At 64.2% G+C, this 14,960-nt stretch carries 15 protein-coding genes; 7 read left to right on the forward strand and 8 right to left on the reverse strand.

The genetic code is table 11. The features are described 5' to 3' along the window. Positions 1–15 precede the first annotated feature (15 nt). From R3355_RS18370 to R3355_RS18380, 3 genes are all read left to right on the forward strand, one after another. A complete protein-coding gene (locus tag R3355_RS18370; protein ID WP_172148432.1) occupies positions 16–288 on the forward strand; it encodes an HU family DNA-binding protein in 273 nt (90 codons plus the stop codon). Positions 289–465: 177 nt separating this feature from the next. Next, positions 466–858 carry a helicase gene (locus tag R3355_RS18375; RefSeq protein WP_318962522.1) on the forward strand — a complete coding sequence of 131 codons (393 nt, stop codon included), beginning with the start codon at positions 466–468 and terminating at the stop codon, positions 856–858. A gap of 81 nt (positions 859–939) precedes the next feature. Further along, positions 940–1,692, forward strand: coding sequence for a hypothetical protein (locus tag R3355_RS18380; protein ID WP_318962523.1), 753 nt, complete (start codon positions 940–942; stop codon positions 1,690–1,692). Positions 1,693–1,964: 272 nt separating this feature from the next. Here R3355_RS18380 and R3355_RS18385 read toward each other — a convergent pair whose 3' ends face one another. The 3 genes from R3355_RS18385 to R3355_RS18395 all read right to left on the reverse strand — a co-directional run bounded on the left by R3355_RS18385 (position 1,965) and on the right by R3355_RS18395 (position 6,478). Further along, positions 1,965–3,371, reverse strand: a complete 1,407-nt coding sequence (locus tag R3355_RS18385; protein ID WP_318962525.1) for an aminoacyl-tRNA deacylase and HDOD domain-containing protein — start codon at positions 3,369–3,371, stop codon at positions 1,965–1,967. A gap of 94 nt (positions 3,372–3,465) precedes the next feature. Then, positions 3,466–5,541, reverse strand: coding sequence for an ATP-dependent DNA helicase RecG (gene recG, locus R3355_RS18390; protein ID WP_318962526.1), 2,076 nt, complete (start codon positions 5,539–5,541; stop codon positions 3,466–3,468). 10 nt (positions 5,542–5,551) lie between these two features. Next, entirely contained in the window at positions 5,552–6,478 is a 927-nt protein-coding gene (locus tag R3355_RS18395) for a hydrogen peroxide-inducible genes activator (protein ID WP_172148436.1), read from the reverse strand. A 112-nt stretch (positions 6,479–6,590) separates the two neighbouring features. Here R3355_RS18395 and R3355_RS18400 point away from each other — a divergent pair, with 112 nt between their 5' ends. The 3 genes from R3355_RS18400 to R3355_RS18410 all read left to right on the forward strand — a co-directional run bounded on the left by R3355_RS18400 (position 6,591) and on the right by R3355_RS18410 (position 9,034). Continuing rightward, the gene (locus tag R3355_RS18400) at positions 6,591–7,448 is read left to right on the forward strand and encodes an NAD-dependent epimerase/dehydratase family protein (protein WP_318962527.1); all 858 of its coding nucleotides are present in this window, start codon (positions 6,591–6,593) and stop codon (positions 7,446–7,448) included. Between the two features lies 1 nt (position 7,449). Next, on the forward strand, positions 7,450–8,247 hold the full coding sequence (locus tag R3355_RS18405; RefSeq protein ID WP_318962528.1) for an AraC family transcriptional regulator: 798 nt from the start codon (positions 7,450–7,452) through the stop codon (positions 8,245–8,247). 172 nt (positions 8,248–8,419) lie between these two features. Beyond that, positions 8,420–9,034, forward strand: a complete 615-nt coding sequence (locus R3355_RS18410) for a LysE family translocator (RefSeq protein ID WP_318962529.1) — start codon at positions 8,420–8,422, stop codon at positions 9,032–9,034. Positions 9,035–9,131: 97 nt separating this feature from the next. Here the strand turns inward: R3355_RS18410 and R3355_RS18415 are convergent, their stop codons facing one another. From R3355_RS18415 to R3355_RS18435, 5 genes are all read right to left on the reverse strand, one after another. Next, positions 9,132–9,512: a RidA family protein gene (locus R3355_RS18415; protein WP_318948407.1), complete on the reverse strand. Its 381-nt coding sequence runs from the start codon at positions 9,510–9,512 to the stop codon at positions 9,132–9,134. A gap of 136 nt (positions 9,513–9,648) precedes the next feature. Further along, positions 9,649–11,757 (reverse strand): bifunctional GTP diphosphokinase/guanosine-3',5'-bis pyrophosphate 3'-pyrophosphohydrolase, encoded by a 2,109-nt coding sequence (gene spoT, locus R3355_RS18420; RefSeq protein WP_318962530.1) that lies wholly within the window; start codon positions 11,755–11,757, stop codon positions 9,649–9,651. 60 nt (positions 11,758–11,817) lie between these two features. After that, positions 11,818–12,081 carry a DNA-directed RNA polymerase subunit omega gene (gene rpoZ, locus R3355_RS18425; RefSeq protein WP_318950029.1) on the reverse strand — a complete coding sequence of 88 codons (264 nt, stop codon included), beginning with the start codon at positions 12,079–12,081 and terminating at the stop codon, positions 11,818–11,820. Between the two features lie 192 nt (positions 12,082–12,273). Continuing rightward, positions 12,274–12,894, reverse strand: coding sequence for a guanylate kinase (gene gmk, locus R3355_RS18430; RefSeq protein WP_318962532.1), 621 nt, complete (start codon positions 12,892–12,894; stop codon positions 12,274–12,276). 67 nt (positions 12,895–12,961) lie between these two features. After that, a complete protein-coding gene (locus tag R3355_RS18435) occupies positions 12,962–13,825 on the reverse strand; it encodes a YicC/YloC family endoribonuclease (protein WP_318962534.1) in 864 nt (287 codons plus the stop codon). Positions 13,826–14,104: 279 nt separating this feature from the next. Here R3355_RS18435 and rph point away from each other — a divergent pair, with 279 nt between their 5' ends. Continuing rightward, the gene (gene rph, locus R3355_RS18440) at positions 14,105–14,827 is read left to right on the forward strand and encodes a ribonuclease PH (RefSeq protein ID WP_318950025.1); all 723 of its coding nucleotides are present in this window, start codon (positions 14,105–14,107) and stop codon (positions 14,825–14,827) included. The last annotated feature ends 133 nt before the right edge of the window (positions 14,828–14,960 follow it).

Raw genomic sequence — 14,960 nt, forward strand, 5'->3', positions numbered from 1 at the left:
GTCAAAGGGGCATTTATGCGTAAACCGGAACTCGCCGCCGCCATCGCCGAAAAGGCGGATCTGACCAAAGATCAGGCAAATCGTGTACTCAACACCGTACTGGAAGAAATCACCGGTGCACTGAACCGCAAGGACAGTGTGACCCTGGTGGGCTTTGGCACTTTCGTGCAGCGTCACCGCGGTGCTCGCACCGGCAAAAACCCGCAAACCGGCCAGCCGGTCACGATCAAGGCCAGTAACACCGTCGCCTTCAAGCCGGGGAAGTCCCTGAAAGACGCGGTCAACTGAGCCTCGTCAGCCCGGAGCCGGCTGGCTCCGGGTTCTCTCCGCCCACTGTCGAGCCTGCTCAGGCAGTCGACGTTCGACAGTTTCTCCGCTTCTCGCCGGCTTCGATGCCAGGCTGTAGTTCCGGGCAAAAAACACTACAATGCGCCGCCAATTTCCTTCCCCGTCGAGGCCGTGCGCATGAAATTCCGTTTTCTCCTGTGGATGCTGGGGCGCCTGATGGCCAAGGCCAGTCGCGATAACCCGGCGTTCCAGCAGCAACTGGTCGGCCGCGACATGCAGTTCCAGCTGCACACCCTGGACGGCAAGGTTGCTCGTCACTTCATCGTCAAAGACCAGCGCATCACTAGCAAGCGTGGCCCTGCCAGCCAGCCGGCCTTTGCCCTGGGCTTCAAGGATGCCGCCTACGGCTTCGCCACCATGAACGCGAAGAACAAGCAGCTGGCCTTTATGCAGGGCATCCAGAACAAGGACATCCAGATCCAGGGCAACCCGGCACTGGTGATCTGGTTCCAGGGCCTGACCAAGTACCTGATGCCGAAAAAGAAAACCAGCGAGCAACGAGCCGCCTGATCGCCCTCGCAGGTCGGCGTCGCTGGCCTGTGCCGGCTGCATTCGCTAGGCTGGACCAGACGTCACCGTGGATGCCCGCTTATGCGCTTGTCGATGTTTGCCCTGCTCCTCATCAGCAACCTGGCATACGCCACCCCGGCCAAAGTCGAAGCCTTTGCCCCGGTGTTCGAGCTGGTCGGTATTCGCCTGCTCTGTGAACAGAGTGCGCCGTTACTGACGCGTGGCTTGAATGAGCAACAGCAGGCGCAACTGGGCGAAGCCTTCGCCGCCGATGCGCTGTGCCTGGACCTGGCCAAGCAGCTGGCCGGCACGTTCGACCAGGCCGTGCTGCAGCAGATCCAGGGCGTGCTCGACAGCCCCGTGGCCCAGCGCTTCAGCGAGGCGGAACGCTCGGTCGGTGAAGACGGTGGCACGGCGCTGGCCAGCTACCGGGTGCAACTTGGCCAGCGGCCGCCGCGCAAAGAACGTCTGGCATTGGTGCGGCGCCTCGATAGCGCAGCGCACACCACCGCACTGGCCAGCCTGCTGCGTTACGAAGTGGGCAAGACCCAGGCGCTGCTGGCCCTCATGGCGCGTGACGAGACCCTCGACGAGCAAGCGCTGAGCGATCAGACCGCGAGCCAGGCCACAGCGCTACGGGCCTCGAGCGTCGAGGCGGTGGAGTCGTTCATGCTCTATGCCTACCGGCAGATGCCCAGCGCGCAACTGGCCGAATACGCCGCGCTCTATGAGCAGCCGATGGTCAAGCTGCTGCTGGAAAGCAGTTTGCAGGTGTTGCCGCGGCTATTCGCCGAGCGCCGGGCGGCGCTCAGGAAAGCGGCGGCCAAACCTTAGGGGGGGCGCACGGACCGGCGTACGCGCAACCCGCGGACGAGGTGCGCCGCGTAACCCTCCGATATGGTCGTAGCCACGTCCACGGCTCTGCGCTCACACCTGACGCGGAGCGTCACAAACCGTGTCCCCACGCTGGAGCGTGGGGAAAATCAACGCGGTTTCGTGGCCTGGATAAGCGACGTGGCTGTCGAGCGGCGATGGGTATCGCTGCGCTCAAGCCTACGCGGCCCGCCATCCTACAAAGGCGTTGCAACCCCGGGTTTCCAGCGACTTCAATGTGGCGAATGAAACTGGCTGGCCAGTTCGCGTAGCGCGACTTCGGCGGCGAGGACCTTGTTCACCGCCTCCTCGGCCTTCTCGCGGCTCAGATCCAGGGCGTCGAACAGGCTCTGTGGAATCTCGCGTTGCGGGCCGGCACCGATGCCGTGGTTGCGCAGCAGGTTGACCGCCAGGCACACCAGGTTCGGGTAGGCCGCATGAATGCCGGCATACTCGGGGTCGTGCTGGAAGCGCAGGGCAATGGCCAGTTCTTCGGGCATGTCCCAGAAGCGCATCAGCCAGGTGCCGATCTGCTCGCGACTGATGCCCAGCAGATGTTGCTCGATGTAGCTGTGCGACAGGTGAGGATTGACTTCCATGTGCCGGCAGATCAGCGAGAAGTGCGGCGGAAACACATGCGCCAGCACCAGATAGCCGAAGTTGTGCAGCAGCCCGGCGAGGTAGGTCAGCCCTGCTTCCGGGCGCTGGGCGCGGGGCATGGCCCGGGTCAGGCCCTCGATCACGGCGGCGGTGTAGATCGCCTGCTGCCAATAGGGCGTGGCCTGTTGCGGCTGGTCTTTGGGCAGGCTGAGGGTCTTGCCCAAAGCCAGGCCGAGGGCCAGGTTGATCACCAGATCGAAGCCCAGTACGCGGACGATGGCATCTTCCACCGAGCGAATCTTGCCGGGCGCGGCGTAGTAGGGCGATGCCGCCCAACTGACCACCTGGGCGGCCAGCGCCGGGTCGGTTTCAACCACGCCGGTGATGTCGTCTACCGTGGCATCCGGGTCGACCCGCAGCTTGATGATCTTCTGTGCGGTTTCCGCCAGCGGCGGGATCTCGATGGTTTCTTCCAGGCGTTGCTGGATGCGTCGTGCAGTGAAGGCCTGAACCGCCTGGGTAATCTCGGCGCGGTCGTCGTCGGGGCGGTCGAGGTTGGGCCGGATATTGCTCAGCGGTTCGCCGATACGGGCGGCGCTGGCCTTGCTCAGCAGGGTCTTGAAGGTTTCGCTGGCTATTTCCAGGAGGACCCCGGGTTGACCGGATTCGATAAACAGGCTCGGCACGTGCAGCAAGCGCTCATCGTACAGGCAGGGTGAGCTGGTCAACTGTGGCAGGCCGGGCAATACGCCGAGGGCATGCTTGGCGAGCATGCGCTGCAGACGCTCGGGTTTCACCGCCACGAGTTTGCGCCCGGTCAGTTCGGCCAGATGATCCAGGGCAAGCAGTTGATTCTGTGGATAGAGCACCAGCAAGGCACCAATCGCATCATCGAGCAGCACCGCTTGTACGCGTTGCGCGGCGGGTAACCCGCAATGCTCGTGGTGTACCCGATAAGCCAGGCCGAGTTTATCCAGCAGTTGCACGATTACCGGCGGCGGGGTCGCTGCGGTGTCTGGGGCGAGGGCTACATCACTCATAACGGCATCCGGTTCGAGGGGCGCAAGTGCCCGAAGTATAAACAGCAGGTCAATGGGTCAAGGGGTTGAGGCGACGGATGCCCTGTGAACTGGTTCACACTTGTCCGTATTGCTGGCCATGGCGCAACCAGCGCTCGAGCAGCGGGCTGACATGCTGCGGCCAGTGTTCCAGCAGGGCTTGCGCGGCATCGCGCACGGCCGGCAGCAGGTCGGCATCACGCATCAGGTCGGCGACCTTGAACTGCAGCAGGCCGGTTTGCCGGGTGCCGAGCATTTCTCCCGGGCCGCGCAGCTCCAAGTCTTTTTCGGCGATGACGAAACCATCGCAGGTCTCGCGCATGATGCCAAGCCGTTCCCGGCCCAATTGCGACAGGGGCGGGTGGTAGAGCAGTACGCAATGGCTGGCGGCACTGCCGCGGCCGACCCGCCCGCGCAGCTGGTGCAGCTGGGCCAGGCCCAGGCGCTCGGGGTTCTCGATGATCATCAGGCTGGCATTGGGCACGTCGACGCCGACCTCGATCACGGTGGTGGCGACCAGCAATTGCAACTGGCCCTGCTTGAACTGTTCCATCACCGCGGCTTTTTCCGCCGGCTTCATGCGCCCGTGAATCAAGCCGACATTGAGCCCGCCGAGCGCGGCGGCGAGATCAGCGAAGGTGGTCTCGGCGGCCTGGCAGGTCAGCTCCTCGGACTCCTCGATCAGGGTGCAGACCCAGTAGGCCTGGCGACCTTCGTTGCAGGCCGAACGGACCCGTTCGACCACTTCCGGGCGGCGGCTGTCGGCGATCACCAGGGTGTTCACCGGGGTGCGGCCGGGCGGCAGCTCATCGAGGATCGAGGTGTCGAGGTCGGCATAGGCGCTCATCGCCAGGGTGCGCGGGATCGGTGTGGCGGTCATGATCAGCTGGTGCGGGCACATGCGTCCGTCGATGCCTTTCTGGCGCAGGGCCAGGCGCTGTTGCACGCCGAAGCGGTGCTGTTCGTCGATGATCACCAGGGCCAGCCGGGGGAATCGAACCTCGTCCTGAAACAGTGCATGGGTGCCGACCACCATGGCCGCGCCGCCGGCGATCCGCTCCAGCGCCGCTATGCGAGCCTTGCCCTTGAGCTTGCCGGCCAGCCAGGCGACCTCGATGCCGAGTGGCGCCAGCCACTTGCTGAAGTTGAGGAAGTGCTGCTCGGCGAGGATTTCGGTGGGTGCCATCAGGGCGACCTGATAGCCGGCCTCCAGCGCCTGCAGGGCGGCGAAGGCGGCGACCACGGTCTTGCCGGCGCCGACATCGCCCTGGATCAGGCGCAGCATGGGTTCGTCCTGGCTGAGGTCATAGGCGATCTCGGCGCCGACCCGTTGTTGCGCACCGGTGGGGGTAAAACCCAGGTTGGCGAGGTACTGCTGCGGCAGGCGCTTGGCCGGCGGCAGCGCCGGTGCCTGCTGGGCGCGCACGCTTTCGCGCAGGCGTTGCAGGGACAGCTGGTGGGTCAGCAGTTCCTCGAAGGCCAGGCGGTGTTGCGCCCAGTGGCGGCCCTCGGCGAGTTCGGCCTGGTCGGCATCCGGCGGTGGCCGGTGCAGGTAGCGAATCGCCTGGTCCAGAGGACTGAGCTGGTAGTCGCGGGCCAGTTCGCGTGGCAGCCAGTCCGGCAGGCTGTGCGGGCCGAGGCGGGCCAGGGCCTGTTCGCTCAGGCTGCGCAGGCGCTGTTGGGTCAGACCTTCGGTACTCGGGTAGATTGGCGTCAGGGTCTGTTCCACGGCAATCGGCTCGCTGGCCGAGAGCGCACGGTATTCCGGGTGGTAGATCTCCAGGCCGGAAGAGCCGGGGCGCACTTCGCCGTAGCAGCGCACCTGGGTGCCGCGCTTGAGACCTTCCTTCTGCGCCTGGCTGAAGTGGTAGAAGCGCAGGGACAGGCTGCCGCTGCCGTCCTGCAGGCGCACCAGCAGGCTGCGCCGGCGGCCCATGACCACATCGGCGCCGACCACCGTGCCTTCGACCACGGCGTCCTGGCCGGGACGCAGTTCGCCGATCGGTACGATGCGGGTGCGATCCTGGTAACGCAGGGGCAGATGGAACAGCACATCCTGCAGGGTTTCCAGGCCGACCCTGGCGAGTTTCTCGGCCAGGGCGGCGCCGACACCCTTCAGCGCGGTGACGGAAACCGCAGCGAGCTCGGTCATGGGGCGTGCCTTAGGCGGTTTTTGCTTGCGGCTGGGCCACCGAGCACAGGCGGATCGAGTCGGCGAGGATTTCGATGGCTTTCGGCCGCGGGAAACTGGCGCGCCAGGCAATGGCCACGGTGCGGAACGGCGCCGGGGCGCTGAGCGGGCGCACTTCGATGATCCCGGGGGCATAGTGGTGGCTGTCCACCGCCGAGAGCGGTAGGATCGACACGCCAAGGCCGGAGGCGACCATATGGCGGATGGTTTCCAGCGAGCTGGATTCCACGGTGGTGTGCTGGGCGTGTTCTTCGCCGCCCTTGCGCAGGCTCGGGCAGGCCTCCAGTACCTGATCGCGGAAGCAATGGCCTTCGCCGAGCAACAGCAGGCTCTTGTCGTTGAGCAGCTTGGTATCGATGGTCTTCATCGCTGCCCAGGGGTGACCGGCCGGCAGTAGCGCGTAGAAGGGTTCGTCGTAGAGCGGCAGGGTCAGTACGTCGGCTTCCTGGAACGGCAGGGCGATGATGATCGCGTCCAGCTCGCCGGTGCGCAGCTTGTCGCGCAGCACATGGGTGAAGTTCTCTTCGATATACAGCGGCATCTGCGCCGCCACCCGGTGCAACTGCGGAATCAGGTGGGGGAACAGGTAGGGGCCGACGGTATAGATGGCGCCGATCTTCAGCGGCGCGGTCAGCTGGTTCTTGCCGGCCTGGGCCAGCTCGCGGATGCCCTGGGCCTGCTCCAGGACCTTCTGCGCCTGGGTGACGATGCCTTCGCCGACCGGGGTCAGGCGCACCGCGCTCTTGCTGCGCTCGAAGATCAAGACGCCGAGTTCGTCCTCGAGCTTCTTCACCCCCACCGACAGGGTTGGCTGGCTGACATGGCAGCGCTCGGCGGCACGGCCGAAGTGCTGTTCCTGGGCGAGAGTGACGATGTAGCGCAGCTCGGTGAGGGTCATAGTGTTTATCCATTAAGTTGCTGCCAAGCATAGCCTTTGCATTGCAATCAACCAACCGGGCTAGACTGTCTGCCAGCGAATTACTGTGGCTAGTTAATTGAGGGAGGGTTTCATGTCGACTTGCCCAAGTCTGATGATTGCCGGTTGCGGCGATGTCGGTACGCGGCTGGGCCTGCGCCTGGCGACGGCGGGATGGACGGTGTATGGCCTGCGGCGTGCGGTCGAGAAGTTGCCCGCGCAGATCCTGGCGGTTGCCGGGGACCTGCAGGGCGATGGCTGTCCGCCTGGCTGGCCTGCGGGTGGACTGGATTATCTGGTGTACTGCGCGGCGGCGACCGAGCGCGACGAGGCCGGTTATCGCGCCGCCTACGTCGACGGCCTGCGCCGGGTGCTCGGCTGGCTGGCGCAACATGGGCAACGCCCCAAACGCCTGCTGTTCGTCTCCAGCAGCAGTGTCTATGCCCAGCAGGACGGCGAGTGGATCGACGAGGGCTCGCCGGCCGAGGCCGCGAGTTTTTCCGGTCGAGTCATGCGCGAAGCCGAGCAGCTGGCGCTGGCCAGCGGAATTGCCGCCAGCCTGGTGCGCCTGACCGGTATCTACGGACCGGGCCGGGAGTGGCTGCTCAATCAGGTACGCCAGGGCTACAGGGTGGCGAGCGAGCCGCCGCTGTATGGCAATCGGATTCATGTCGACGATGCCGCCGGCTTGCTGGCCAGCCTGCTGCAAGCCGATGCCCGTGGGCTGGAGTTGGCTGACTGTTATATCGGCGTCGACGATGAGCCGGCGCCGCTGCACGAGGTGGTGGCCTGGTTGCGCGGGCAGTTGGGCGTCAGCCATTGGGCCGAGCAGTCGACGGTGCGCCGCTCCGGCAGCAAGCGCTGCAGCAACGCCCGTGCCCGGACCCTGGGCTGGGCGCCCGAGTACCCGAGCTACCGCGAGGGCTATGGCGCGATTCTGGCGGAGCGCTGAGGTGGACGCCAATCGACTGCTGGCGCGTGCCTGGTTGCCGGGGGTGGAATTGTTCCATGCCGATTTTTCCGGGCAGGCGTTTGGTCGGCACAGCCACGATGCTTTCGCCGTCGGCGCTATCCTGCAGGGCGTTGGCGGTTACCAGTGTCGGGGAGCGCGGCATGCCCTGCCTGCCGGGACCCTGTCGCTGATGAATCCGCAAGAGCCGCATACCGGGCATGCCGAGTCCGAGCGCCTGGTGTACCGCATGCTCTATGTCGAAGAGAGCCGTCTGCCGCAATTGCTGGGGCGCAAGCGCCTGCCGCGAGGTTTTGTCGAGTTGAACCCGGCGGATGATGGCGCGGTGGCCCTGGGGCTGGCGCGCCTGGCAACGGCGTTCGAGCAGGCGGACGTTCTGGCGCTGGAGAGCGAGCTGCTGGCGCTGCTGGAGTTGGTGTTCGTGCGCCATGGTGGCTTGCGTGCGGCCCGGGCCGGCCCGCGTGACGGTGGCGTGACCGCTTATCTGCGCGACTACCTGGAAGCGCATTATGCACAGATGGTTAGCCTGGAGCAGTTGGGCAAGGTGTTACAGCGCCATCCACGCCACCTGATCGAGGCGTTTCGCCGGGTCTACGGTGTGCCGCCGCACACCTATCTGTTGCAGCGCCGGGTCCGCGAGGCCAAGCGCCGCCTGCTGAGCGGTGAGGCGGTGGTGGACGTGGCGCTGGACCTGGGCTTTTACGATCAGGCGCATTTCTCCGCAACCTTCAAGCGTTTCACCGGGGTCAGCCCCGGGCGCTTCCGCCACGCGGCCCTCTGAGCGGCGGTGAAAAAACTCCCGCCTACTGCGGCCGCCGCCAAGCGCCTTGTCGCGAGCGCCTGGAGACAGCCTCGTGCCGGTGCTCGATATTTTCACAACCTCTGAGTTTCTTCCAAGACCGACAAGGGCAAGGCTGTTGAAACTGGCGTCTGGTCATGCCGGGAGCCTTTCGATGTTTGCCTTGTTTCTGCTGGTCGCCAGCACCCACTTTGCCGCCCTGTTGTCACCGGGGCCGGACTTCTTTCTGCTGATACGTACGGTCTTGCTCAAGGGGCGGCGACAGGCCGATGGCTGCGCGGCCGGAATTGCTCTGGCCAATCTGTTGAGCATGCTGTTGGTGTTGCTCGCACTCAGTCTGCTGCCGGCCGAGGGCGGTTGGTTGTGGCGTGGACTGCAAGTTGCGGGCGCAGGCTATTTCCTCTGGATCGGCTGGCAGGGGTTGCGCTCGAACCGGCAACTGCAGCTGCCACATGATGCGCGGGTCGACACCCGCGGGACTTGGTTCAAGGGCTTGGGCGAGGGGCTGCTGGCCAGCAGCCTGAACCCCAAGCTGCCGATTTTCTACGCCGGCTTGTTCGGCGTGCTGCGCGAAGCGGCGATGCCCGCCTGGGGGCTGGTCCTGAGCATGCTGTGGATGACCCTGGTGGTGCTGGTCTGGGACCTGGCCCTGGTGCGCTTGCTTGGCCGGGCGCACTGGCGGGCCTGGCTGCAGCGGCGAGTGGGCTGGTTGGATAAGCTGTGCGGGGGGCTGTTGCTGGCGCTCGGCCTGTGGTTGCTGCTGGGGTAGTGGTGTTGCCATCGCCAGGCGCCGGGCGGCACGGCGGAGCCGGGACGGCGTGCCCCGGTCGAGCCGGACGGCGGGGCACGGTGCCCCGCCAGCGGACTTATTCGAGTACCAGGATCGCGTCCATTTCCACCTGGGCGCCCTTCGGCAGTGCCGCTACGCCGATGGCGGCGCGGGCCGGATAGGGTTGCTGGAAGTAACGGCCCATGACTTCGTTGACGGTGGCGAAATGCGCCAGGTCGGTGAGGAAGATGTTCAGCTTGACCACGTCCTTGAACGAGCCTCCAGCCGCTTCCATGACGGCCTTGAGGTTCTCGAAGACCTGCACGGTCTGGGCTTCGAAGCCTTCGACCAGTTCCATGGTCTGCGGGTCCAGCGGGATCTGCCCGGACATGTACAGGGTGTTGCCGGCCTTGATCGCCTGGGAATAGGTACCGATGGCGGCAGGGGCCTTGTCGCTGTTGATAACGCTCTTGCTCATGGGAACTCCTTGATTGAAAAGGCTGTATTGAAAATGCTGCCTCAAGCTACAGGCTTGAGGCCGCAAGTAGAAGCGTTGCGCGGTACTTGGTGGGGGCGGGCAGTCTGCTGCACGTTTGATTCGCTGCAGCTTGCGACTACGCCTTTACCCGCGTGATGCGCATCACGCCCTTGAGCGCGCGCAGCTTCCTGATCACCCGGGCCAGGTGCACGCGGTCATGCACGCTGACCACCAGTTGCACGACGCTGATGCGGCCGTCGCGCTCGTCCATGCTGATCTTCTCGATGTTGCCGTCGGCGGCGTTGACGTTGCCGGCCAGCAGGGCGATCAGGCCGCGCTGGTGTTCCAGTTCGATGCGCAGTTCGACATTGAATTCGCCGACCACGTCCTTGGCCCAGGACAGCTGGATGCACTTTTCCGGATTGTGGCGGATCTCGCCTATATTCCTGCAGCTGTCCAGGTGCACCACCATGCCCTTGCCGGCGGAAATGTGGCCGACGATCGGGTCGCCGGGAATCGGTGTGCAGCACTTCGCGTAGCTCAGCACCAGGCCCTCGGTGCCGCGAATCGCCAGCGGCCCTTCGGTGCTCGGCAGTTGCTCGCCGTCGCTGGCCAGCAGGCGGCGCGCCACCACATAGGCCATGCGGTTACCCAGGCCGATGTCTTCGAGCAGGTCCTCGATCACTTCCTGGCGGTATTCGCCGAGTACCGCTTGTACGCGTTCGGGAACCAGCTTGTCCAGGTGGCTATTGAAGCCGGTCAGGACCTTGTTGAGCAGGCGTTCGCCGAGGCTAATCGACTCGGAGCGGCGTTGCAGCTTGAGGGCGTGGCGAATATGCGTGCGCGCCTTGCCGGTGACCACGAAATTGAGCCAGGCCGGGTTCGGTCGTGCGCCTGGAGCACTGACGATTTCTACGGTCGAACCGCTTTCCAGGGCCTGGGACAAGGGCGCCAGGCGACGGTTGATGCGGCAGGCGATGCAGGTATTGCCGACGTCGGTGTGCACCGCGTAAGCGAAGTCGACTGCAGTCGAACCCTTGGGCAGCTCCATGATCCGGCCCTTGGGCGTGAACACATAGACCTCGTCGGGGAACAGGTCGATCTTTACGCTCTCGATGAACTCCAGCGAGTTGCCGGCGCGCTGCTGCATTTCCAGCACGCCCTTGACCCACTGGCGGGCACGGGCGTGGGTGCCTTTGGGCTGGTCGACTTCGTTGGACTTGTACAGCCAATGCGCGGCGATGCCGTTGTTGGCCATCTCTTCCATCTCGCGGGTGCGGATCTGGATCTCGATGGGCACGCCATGCATGCCGAACAGGGTAGTGTGCAGCGACTGGTAGCCGTTGGCCTTGGGGATCGCGATGTAGTCCTTGAAGCGTCCGGGCAGTGGCTTGTACAGGTTGTGCACGGCGCCGAGCACGCGGTAGCAGGTGTCGACCTTGTCAACCACGATGCGGAAGCCGTAGACGTCCATGATTTCGTTGAACGCCCGACGTTTGCCGCGCATCTTCTGATAAATGCCGTAGAGGTGCTTTTCGCGGCCGAGCACCTCGCCCTCCAGGCCTTCGCGGGTCAGGCAGTGGGTCAGCGACTCTTCGATCTTGTTGACGATTTCCTTGCGGTTGCCACGGGCGCGGCGCACGGCGGCGCGGATGCGTTCGGAACGCATCGGGTGCATGGCCTTGAAGCCCAGGTCCTCGAATTCCACGCGCATGCTGTGCATGCCCAGGCGGTTGGCGATGGGGGCGTAGATTTCCAGGGTTTCCTTGGCGATGCGCCGGCGTTTTTCCCCGGACAGCACTTCCAGGGTGCGCATGTTGTGCAGGCGGTCGGCCAGCTTGACCAGGATCACGCGAATGTCGCGGGCCATGGCCATGGCCATTTTCTGGAAGTTTTCGGCCTGTGCCTCGGCCTTGGTCTCGAAGTTCATCTGGGTCAGTTTGCTGACCCCGTCGACCAGTTCGGCCACGGTCTCGCCGAACTGGGTGTTCAGCGCTTCCTTGGCGATCCCGGTGTCTTCGATCACGTCGTGCAGCATGGCCGCCATCAGGCTCTGATGGTCCATGTGCATGTCGGCAAGGATGTTCGCCACCGCCAGCGGATGGGTGACGTAGGCTTCGCCGCTACGGCGGCGTTGGCCGTCGTGGGCTTGTTCGGCGTAGAAATAGGCGCGACGAACCAGATTGACCTGGTCGTTGTCCAGGTAGCTCGAAAGTCGATCGGCGAAGGCGTCTATGCTCGGCATGGATGATCTCCTTGCCGACCCTTGTGACCCTGCGCCGTACGACTTCGACCAGGCATAGGCTTACAGAGGCTCGGTGGCCTCATCCTCGAAGGCCGCGAACAGCGGCTCTTCTTCGATGATTTCGTCTTGGGCGATGACGTCGTAGCTCATCAGGCCGGCGGCGATTTCACGCAGGGCGACCACGGTTGGCTTGTCATTTTCCCACGCGAGTTTCGGCTCTTTGCCGCCGGTGGCGAGCTGGCGCGAACGCTTGGTGGCGAGCATGACCAGTTCAAAACGGTTCTCAACGTGATCCAGGCAATCTTCGACGGTAACGCGAGCCATGGTCTTCCTCGTAGCGTATGCAAAATAAGGCTGGCCCAGTGGGGCGAGCGGACTGAGTAGTTTAAAAAACAACCAGTAGTAATGGAAGCTTTGTTTTCACCATCTATAAGCTTATGTCATAAGCAGCATCTGCAGAGCCTCTGCTCGAGGCGGCTCTGCGTGCAGCTCAAAGCTTACAGGGTGCGGCTGCCGTTAGGCCAGTAGCTCGCTGAGCAGGCCGCGGTGCCGCTGTTGTTGCGGGCTTTGCAGCAGCTGGTTGGCGCGAAAGATGGCCTTCAGGTCGCTGAGCGCGTGGGCAAAATCGTCATTGATCAGCAGGTAGTCGTATTCGACGTAGTGGCTCATCTCGCTGACTGCCTCGCGCATTCGGTGCTCGATGATCTCGCCGCTGTCCTGGCCGCGATTGGTCAGGCGGTGGCGCAGCGCTTCCTGGGTCGGCGGCAGGATGAAGATGGACCTGGACTGGGGCATCAGGTGGCGCACTTGCTGGGCGCCTTGCCAGTCGATTTCCAGAATCAGGTCGAAGCCCTCGAGGAGCGTCTGCTCGACCCAGGCTTGCGAGGTGCCGTAGAGGTTGCCGAAGACTTCGGCGTGCTCGAGCAACTCGCTGTTGTCGATCATCGCGAGAAACTGCTCGCGGCCGACGAAGTGGTAATTCACCCCCTCCACCTCGCCAGGGCGCATGGCGCGCGTGGTGTGCGAGACCGACACGCGGATCTGTGGCTCGCTGTCGATCAGCGCCTTGACCAGGCTGGTCTTGCCGGCGCCGGATGGGGCGGAAATGATGTAGAGGGTGCCGGTGGTGATGGCCATAAGAGTTTCCCGGGACTGGCTGTTCTTTTTTAGGTCTTAAAAACGTAGCGAGCTGGCGCAGTAGTTTTTACTCGATGTTCTGCACTTGTTCGCGCATCTGTTCAATCAGCACCTTGAGGTTGACCGCGGCCTGGGTGCTGCGGGTGTCGAAGGCCTTGGAGCCGAGGGTGTTGGCTTCGCGGTTGAGTTCCTGCATCAGGAAGTCCAGGCGCCGGCCGGCTGCGCCGCCGCTCTTGAGTACGCGGCGCACTTCACTGACATGGGTGCTCAGGCGGTCCAGTTCTTCGGCGACATCGCTTTTCTGCGCGAGTATCACCAGCTCCTGCTCCAGGCGCTGCGGGTCGAGTTCGACCTGCAGTTCGGCGCTGCGGTCGAGGATTTTCTGCCGTTGCATGGCAAGCATCTGCGGCACCAGTTCGCGCAGGGCGGCGACTTCGCCGTCAATGCTGTCCAGGCGTTCGCTAAGCAGTTTGGCCAGTTCAATGCCTTCGCGCGAGCGGCTTTGTTTCAGCTCTTCCAGCGCTTGCTTGAACAGGCTCATGGCGGCTTTGTTGAGTGCTTGCGGGTCGGCGGCATCGGCGACCAGCACGCCGGGCCAGCTCAGGACTTCCAGGGGGTTGAGTGGCGCCGGATGCTTGATCAGGCTGGCGACGCTTTCTGCGGCGGCGACCAGTTGGGCGGCGCGCTCGCGATCCACTTGCAGTGGCTGGCCGGCGCTGTCTTCGGCGAAACGCAGGGTGCATTCGACTTTGCCGCGCGACAGGCCATTGCGCAGCGCTTCGCGTACTGCGCCTTCGAGGTCGCGGAAGGCATCCGGCAGGCGCAGGTGCGGCTCCAGGTAACGGTGGTTGACCGAGCGTAGCTCCCAGCTCAGGGTGCCATTGGTTCCGGCCTGCTCGGCGCGGGCGAAGGCAGTCATGCTGTGGATCATGGGCGAACCTCGCGGAAAGTCGGTGCTGACGGGCGTGCCCTGCGGGGCGCGCGGAATCATGAAAGTCGTGCGCGGCACGTCCGTTGCCCTCATCCGGCGCTATGAGCCACCTTCGCCCTGAGGGAGAAGGATGCAAGGAGGGTGTCGCTACGCGACTTTCATGGTTAAAGGGCCGAGATTGTAGCGCAGTGCGTCGGTCGCTCCCAATTCGGCATGTCGCTGCTGGCGTACGCCCCCTATAATGGCCCGCAGATTTCTATTCAGAGTAGGTATTCCTTGATGAAACGTCCCAGTGGCCGCAGTGCCGATCAGTTGCGCTCGATCCGTATCACTCGCAACTACACCAGGCATGCCGAAGGCTCGGTACTGGTGGAGTTCGGCGACACCAAGGTGATCTGCACGGTCAGCGTCGAATCGGGTGTGCCGCGCTTCCTCAAGGGCCAGGGCCAGGGCTGGTTGACTGCCGAGTACGGCATGCTGCCGCGCGCCACCGGCGAGCGTAACCAGCGCGAGGCCAGTCGCGGCAAACAGGGCGGGCGCACCCTGGAAATCCAGCGCCTGATCGGTCGCTCGCTGCGCGCCGCGCTGGATATGAGTAAGCTGGGCGAAAATACCCTGTACGTCGACTGCGACGTGATCCAGGCCGATGGCGGTACCCGTACTGCCTCGATCACCGGCGCCATGGTGGCGCTGATCGACGCGCTGAAAGTGATCAAGAAGCGTGGTGGCCTGAAAGGCGGCGATCCGCTCAAGCAGATGATCGCCGCGGTGTCGGTCGGCATGTACCAGGGCGAGCCGGTGCTCGATCTGGATTATCTGGAAGACTCCGCCGCGGAAACTGACCTGAACGTGGTCATGACCAGTGCGGGCGGCTTTATCGAGGTGCAGGGCACTGCCGAAGGCGCGCCATTCCAGCCGGCAGAATTGAACGCCATGCTGGCGCTGGCGCAAAATGGCATAAATGAACTGTTCGAGTTGCAGCTGGCGGCATTGGCCGACTGAAAGGTTGCAGTAACCGGTCGGCCGTTGAGCACTGGAATAAGCGCCGACTGGGCAGAGACGTCCGGTCGGGGTGAAATCGACTATAACGCCACATAGACATATTGGTTTTGCAGCGGCCTGCTAAGGAGGGTAA

Origin of the sequence: Pseudomonas sp., assembly GCF_033723075.1 — a bacterium.
GTDB lineage: Bacteria > Pseudomonadota > Gammaproteobacteria > Pseudomonadales > Pseudomonadaceae > Aquipseudomonas.

Coding starts and splice junctions, on each gene's coding strand:
- R3355_RS18385 (WP_318962525.1), bottom strand. CDS start 3,371: ATGAGTGATGTAGCCCTCGCCCCAGACACCGCAGCGACCCCGCCGCCG.
- R3355_RS18375 (WP_318962522.1), top strand. CDS start 466: ATGAAATTCCGTTTTCTCCTGTGGATGCTGGGGCGCCTGATGGCCAAG.
- R3355_RS18410 (WP_318962529.1), top strand. CDS start 8,420: ATGTTTGCCTTGTTTCTGCTGGTCGCCAGCACCCACTTTGCCGCCCTG.
- gmk (WP_318962532.1), bottom strand. CDS start 12,894: ATGGCCATCACCACCGGCACCCTCTACATCATTTCCGCCCCATCCGGC.
- R3355_RS18380 (WP_318962523.1), top strand. CDS start 940: ATGCGCTTGTCGATGTTTGCCCTGCTCCTCATCAGCAACCTGGCATAC.
- R3355_RS18400 (WP_318962527.1), top strand. CDS start 6,591: ATGTCGACTTGCCCAAGTCTGATGATTGCCGGTTGCGGCGATGTCGGT.
- R3355_RS18395 (WP_172148436.1), bottom strand. CDS start 6,478: ATGACCCTCACCGAGCTGCGCTACATCGTCACTCTCGCCCAGGAACAG.
- recG (WP_318962526.1), bottom strand. CDS start 5,541: ATGACCGAGCTCGCTGCGGTTTCCGTCACCGCGCTGAAGGGTGTCGGC.
- spoT (WP_318962530.1), bottom strand. CDS start 11,757: ATGCCGAGCATAGACGCCTTCGCCGATCGACTTTCGAGCTACCTGGAC.
- R3355_RS18370 (WP_172148432.1), top strand. CDS start 16: ATGCGTAAACCGGAACTCGCCGCCGCCATCGCCGAAAAGGCGGATCTG.
- rpoZ (WP_318950029.1), bottom strand. CDS start 12,081: ATGGCTCGCGTTACCGTCGAAGATTGCCTGGATCACGTTGAGAACCGT.
- R3355_RS18435 (WP_318962534.1), bottom strand. CDS start 13,825: ATGATCCACAGCATGACTGCCTTCGCCCGCGCCGAGCAGGCCGGAACC.
- R3355_RS18415 (WP_318948407.1), bottom strand. CDS start 9,512: ATGAGCAAGAGCGTTATCAACAGCGACAAGGCCCCTGCCGCCATCGGT.
- rph (WP_318950025.1), top strand. CDS start 14,105: ATGAAACGTCCCAGTGGCCGCAGTGCCGATCAGTTGCGCTCGATCCGT.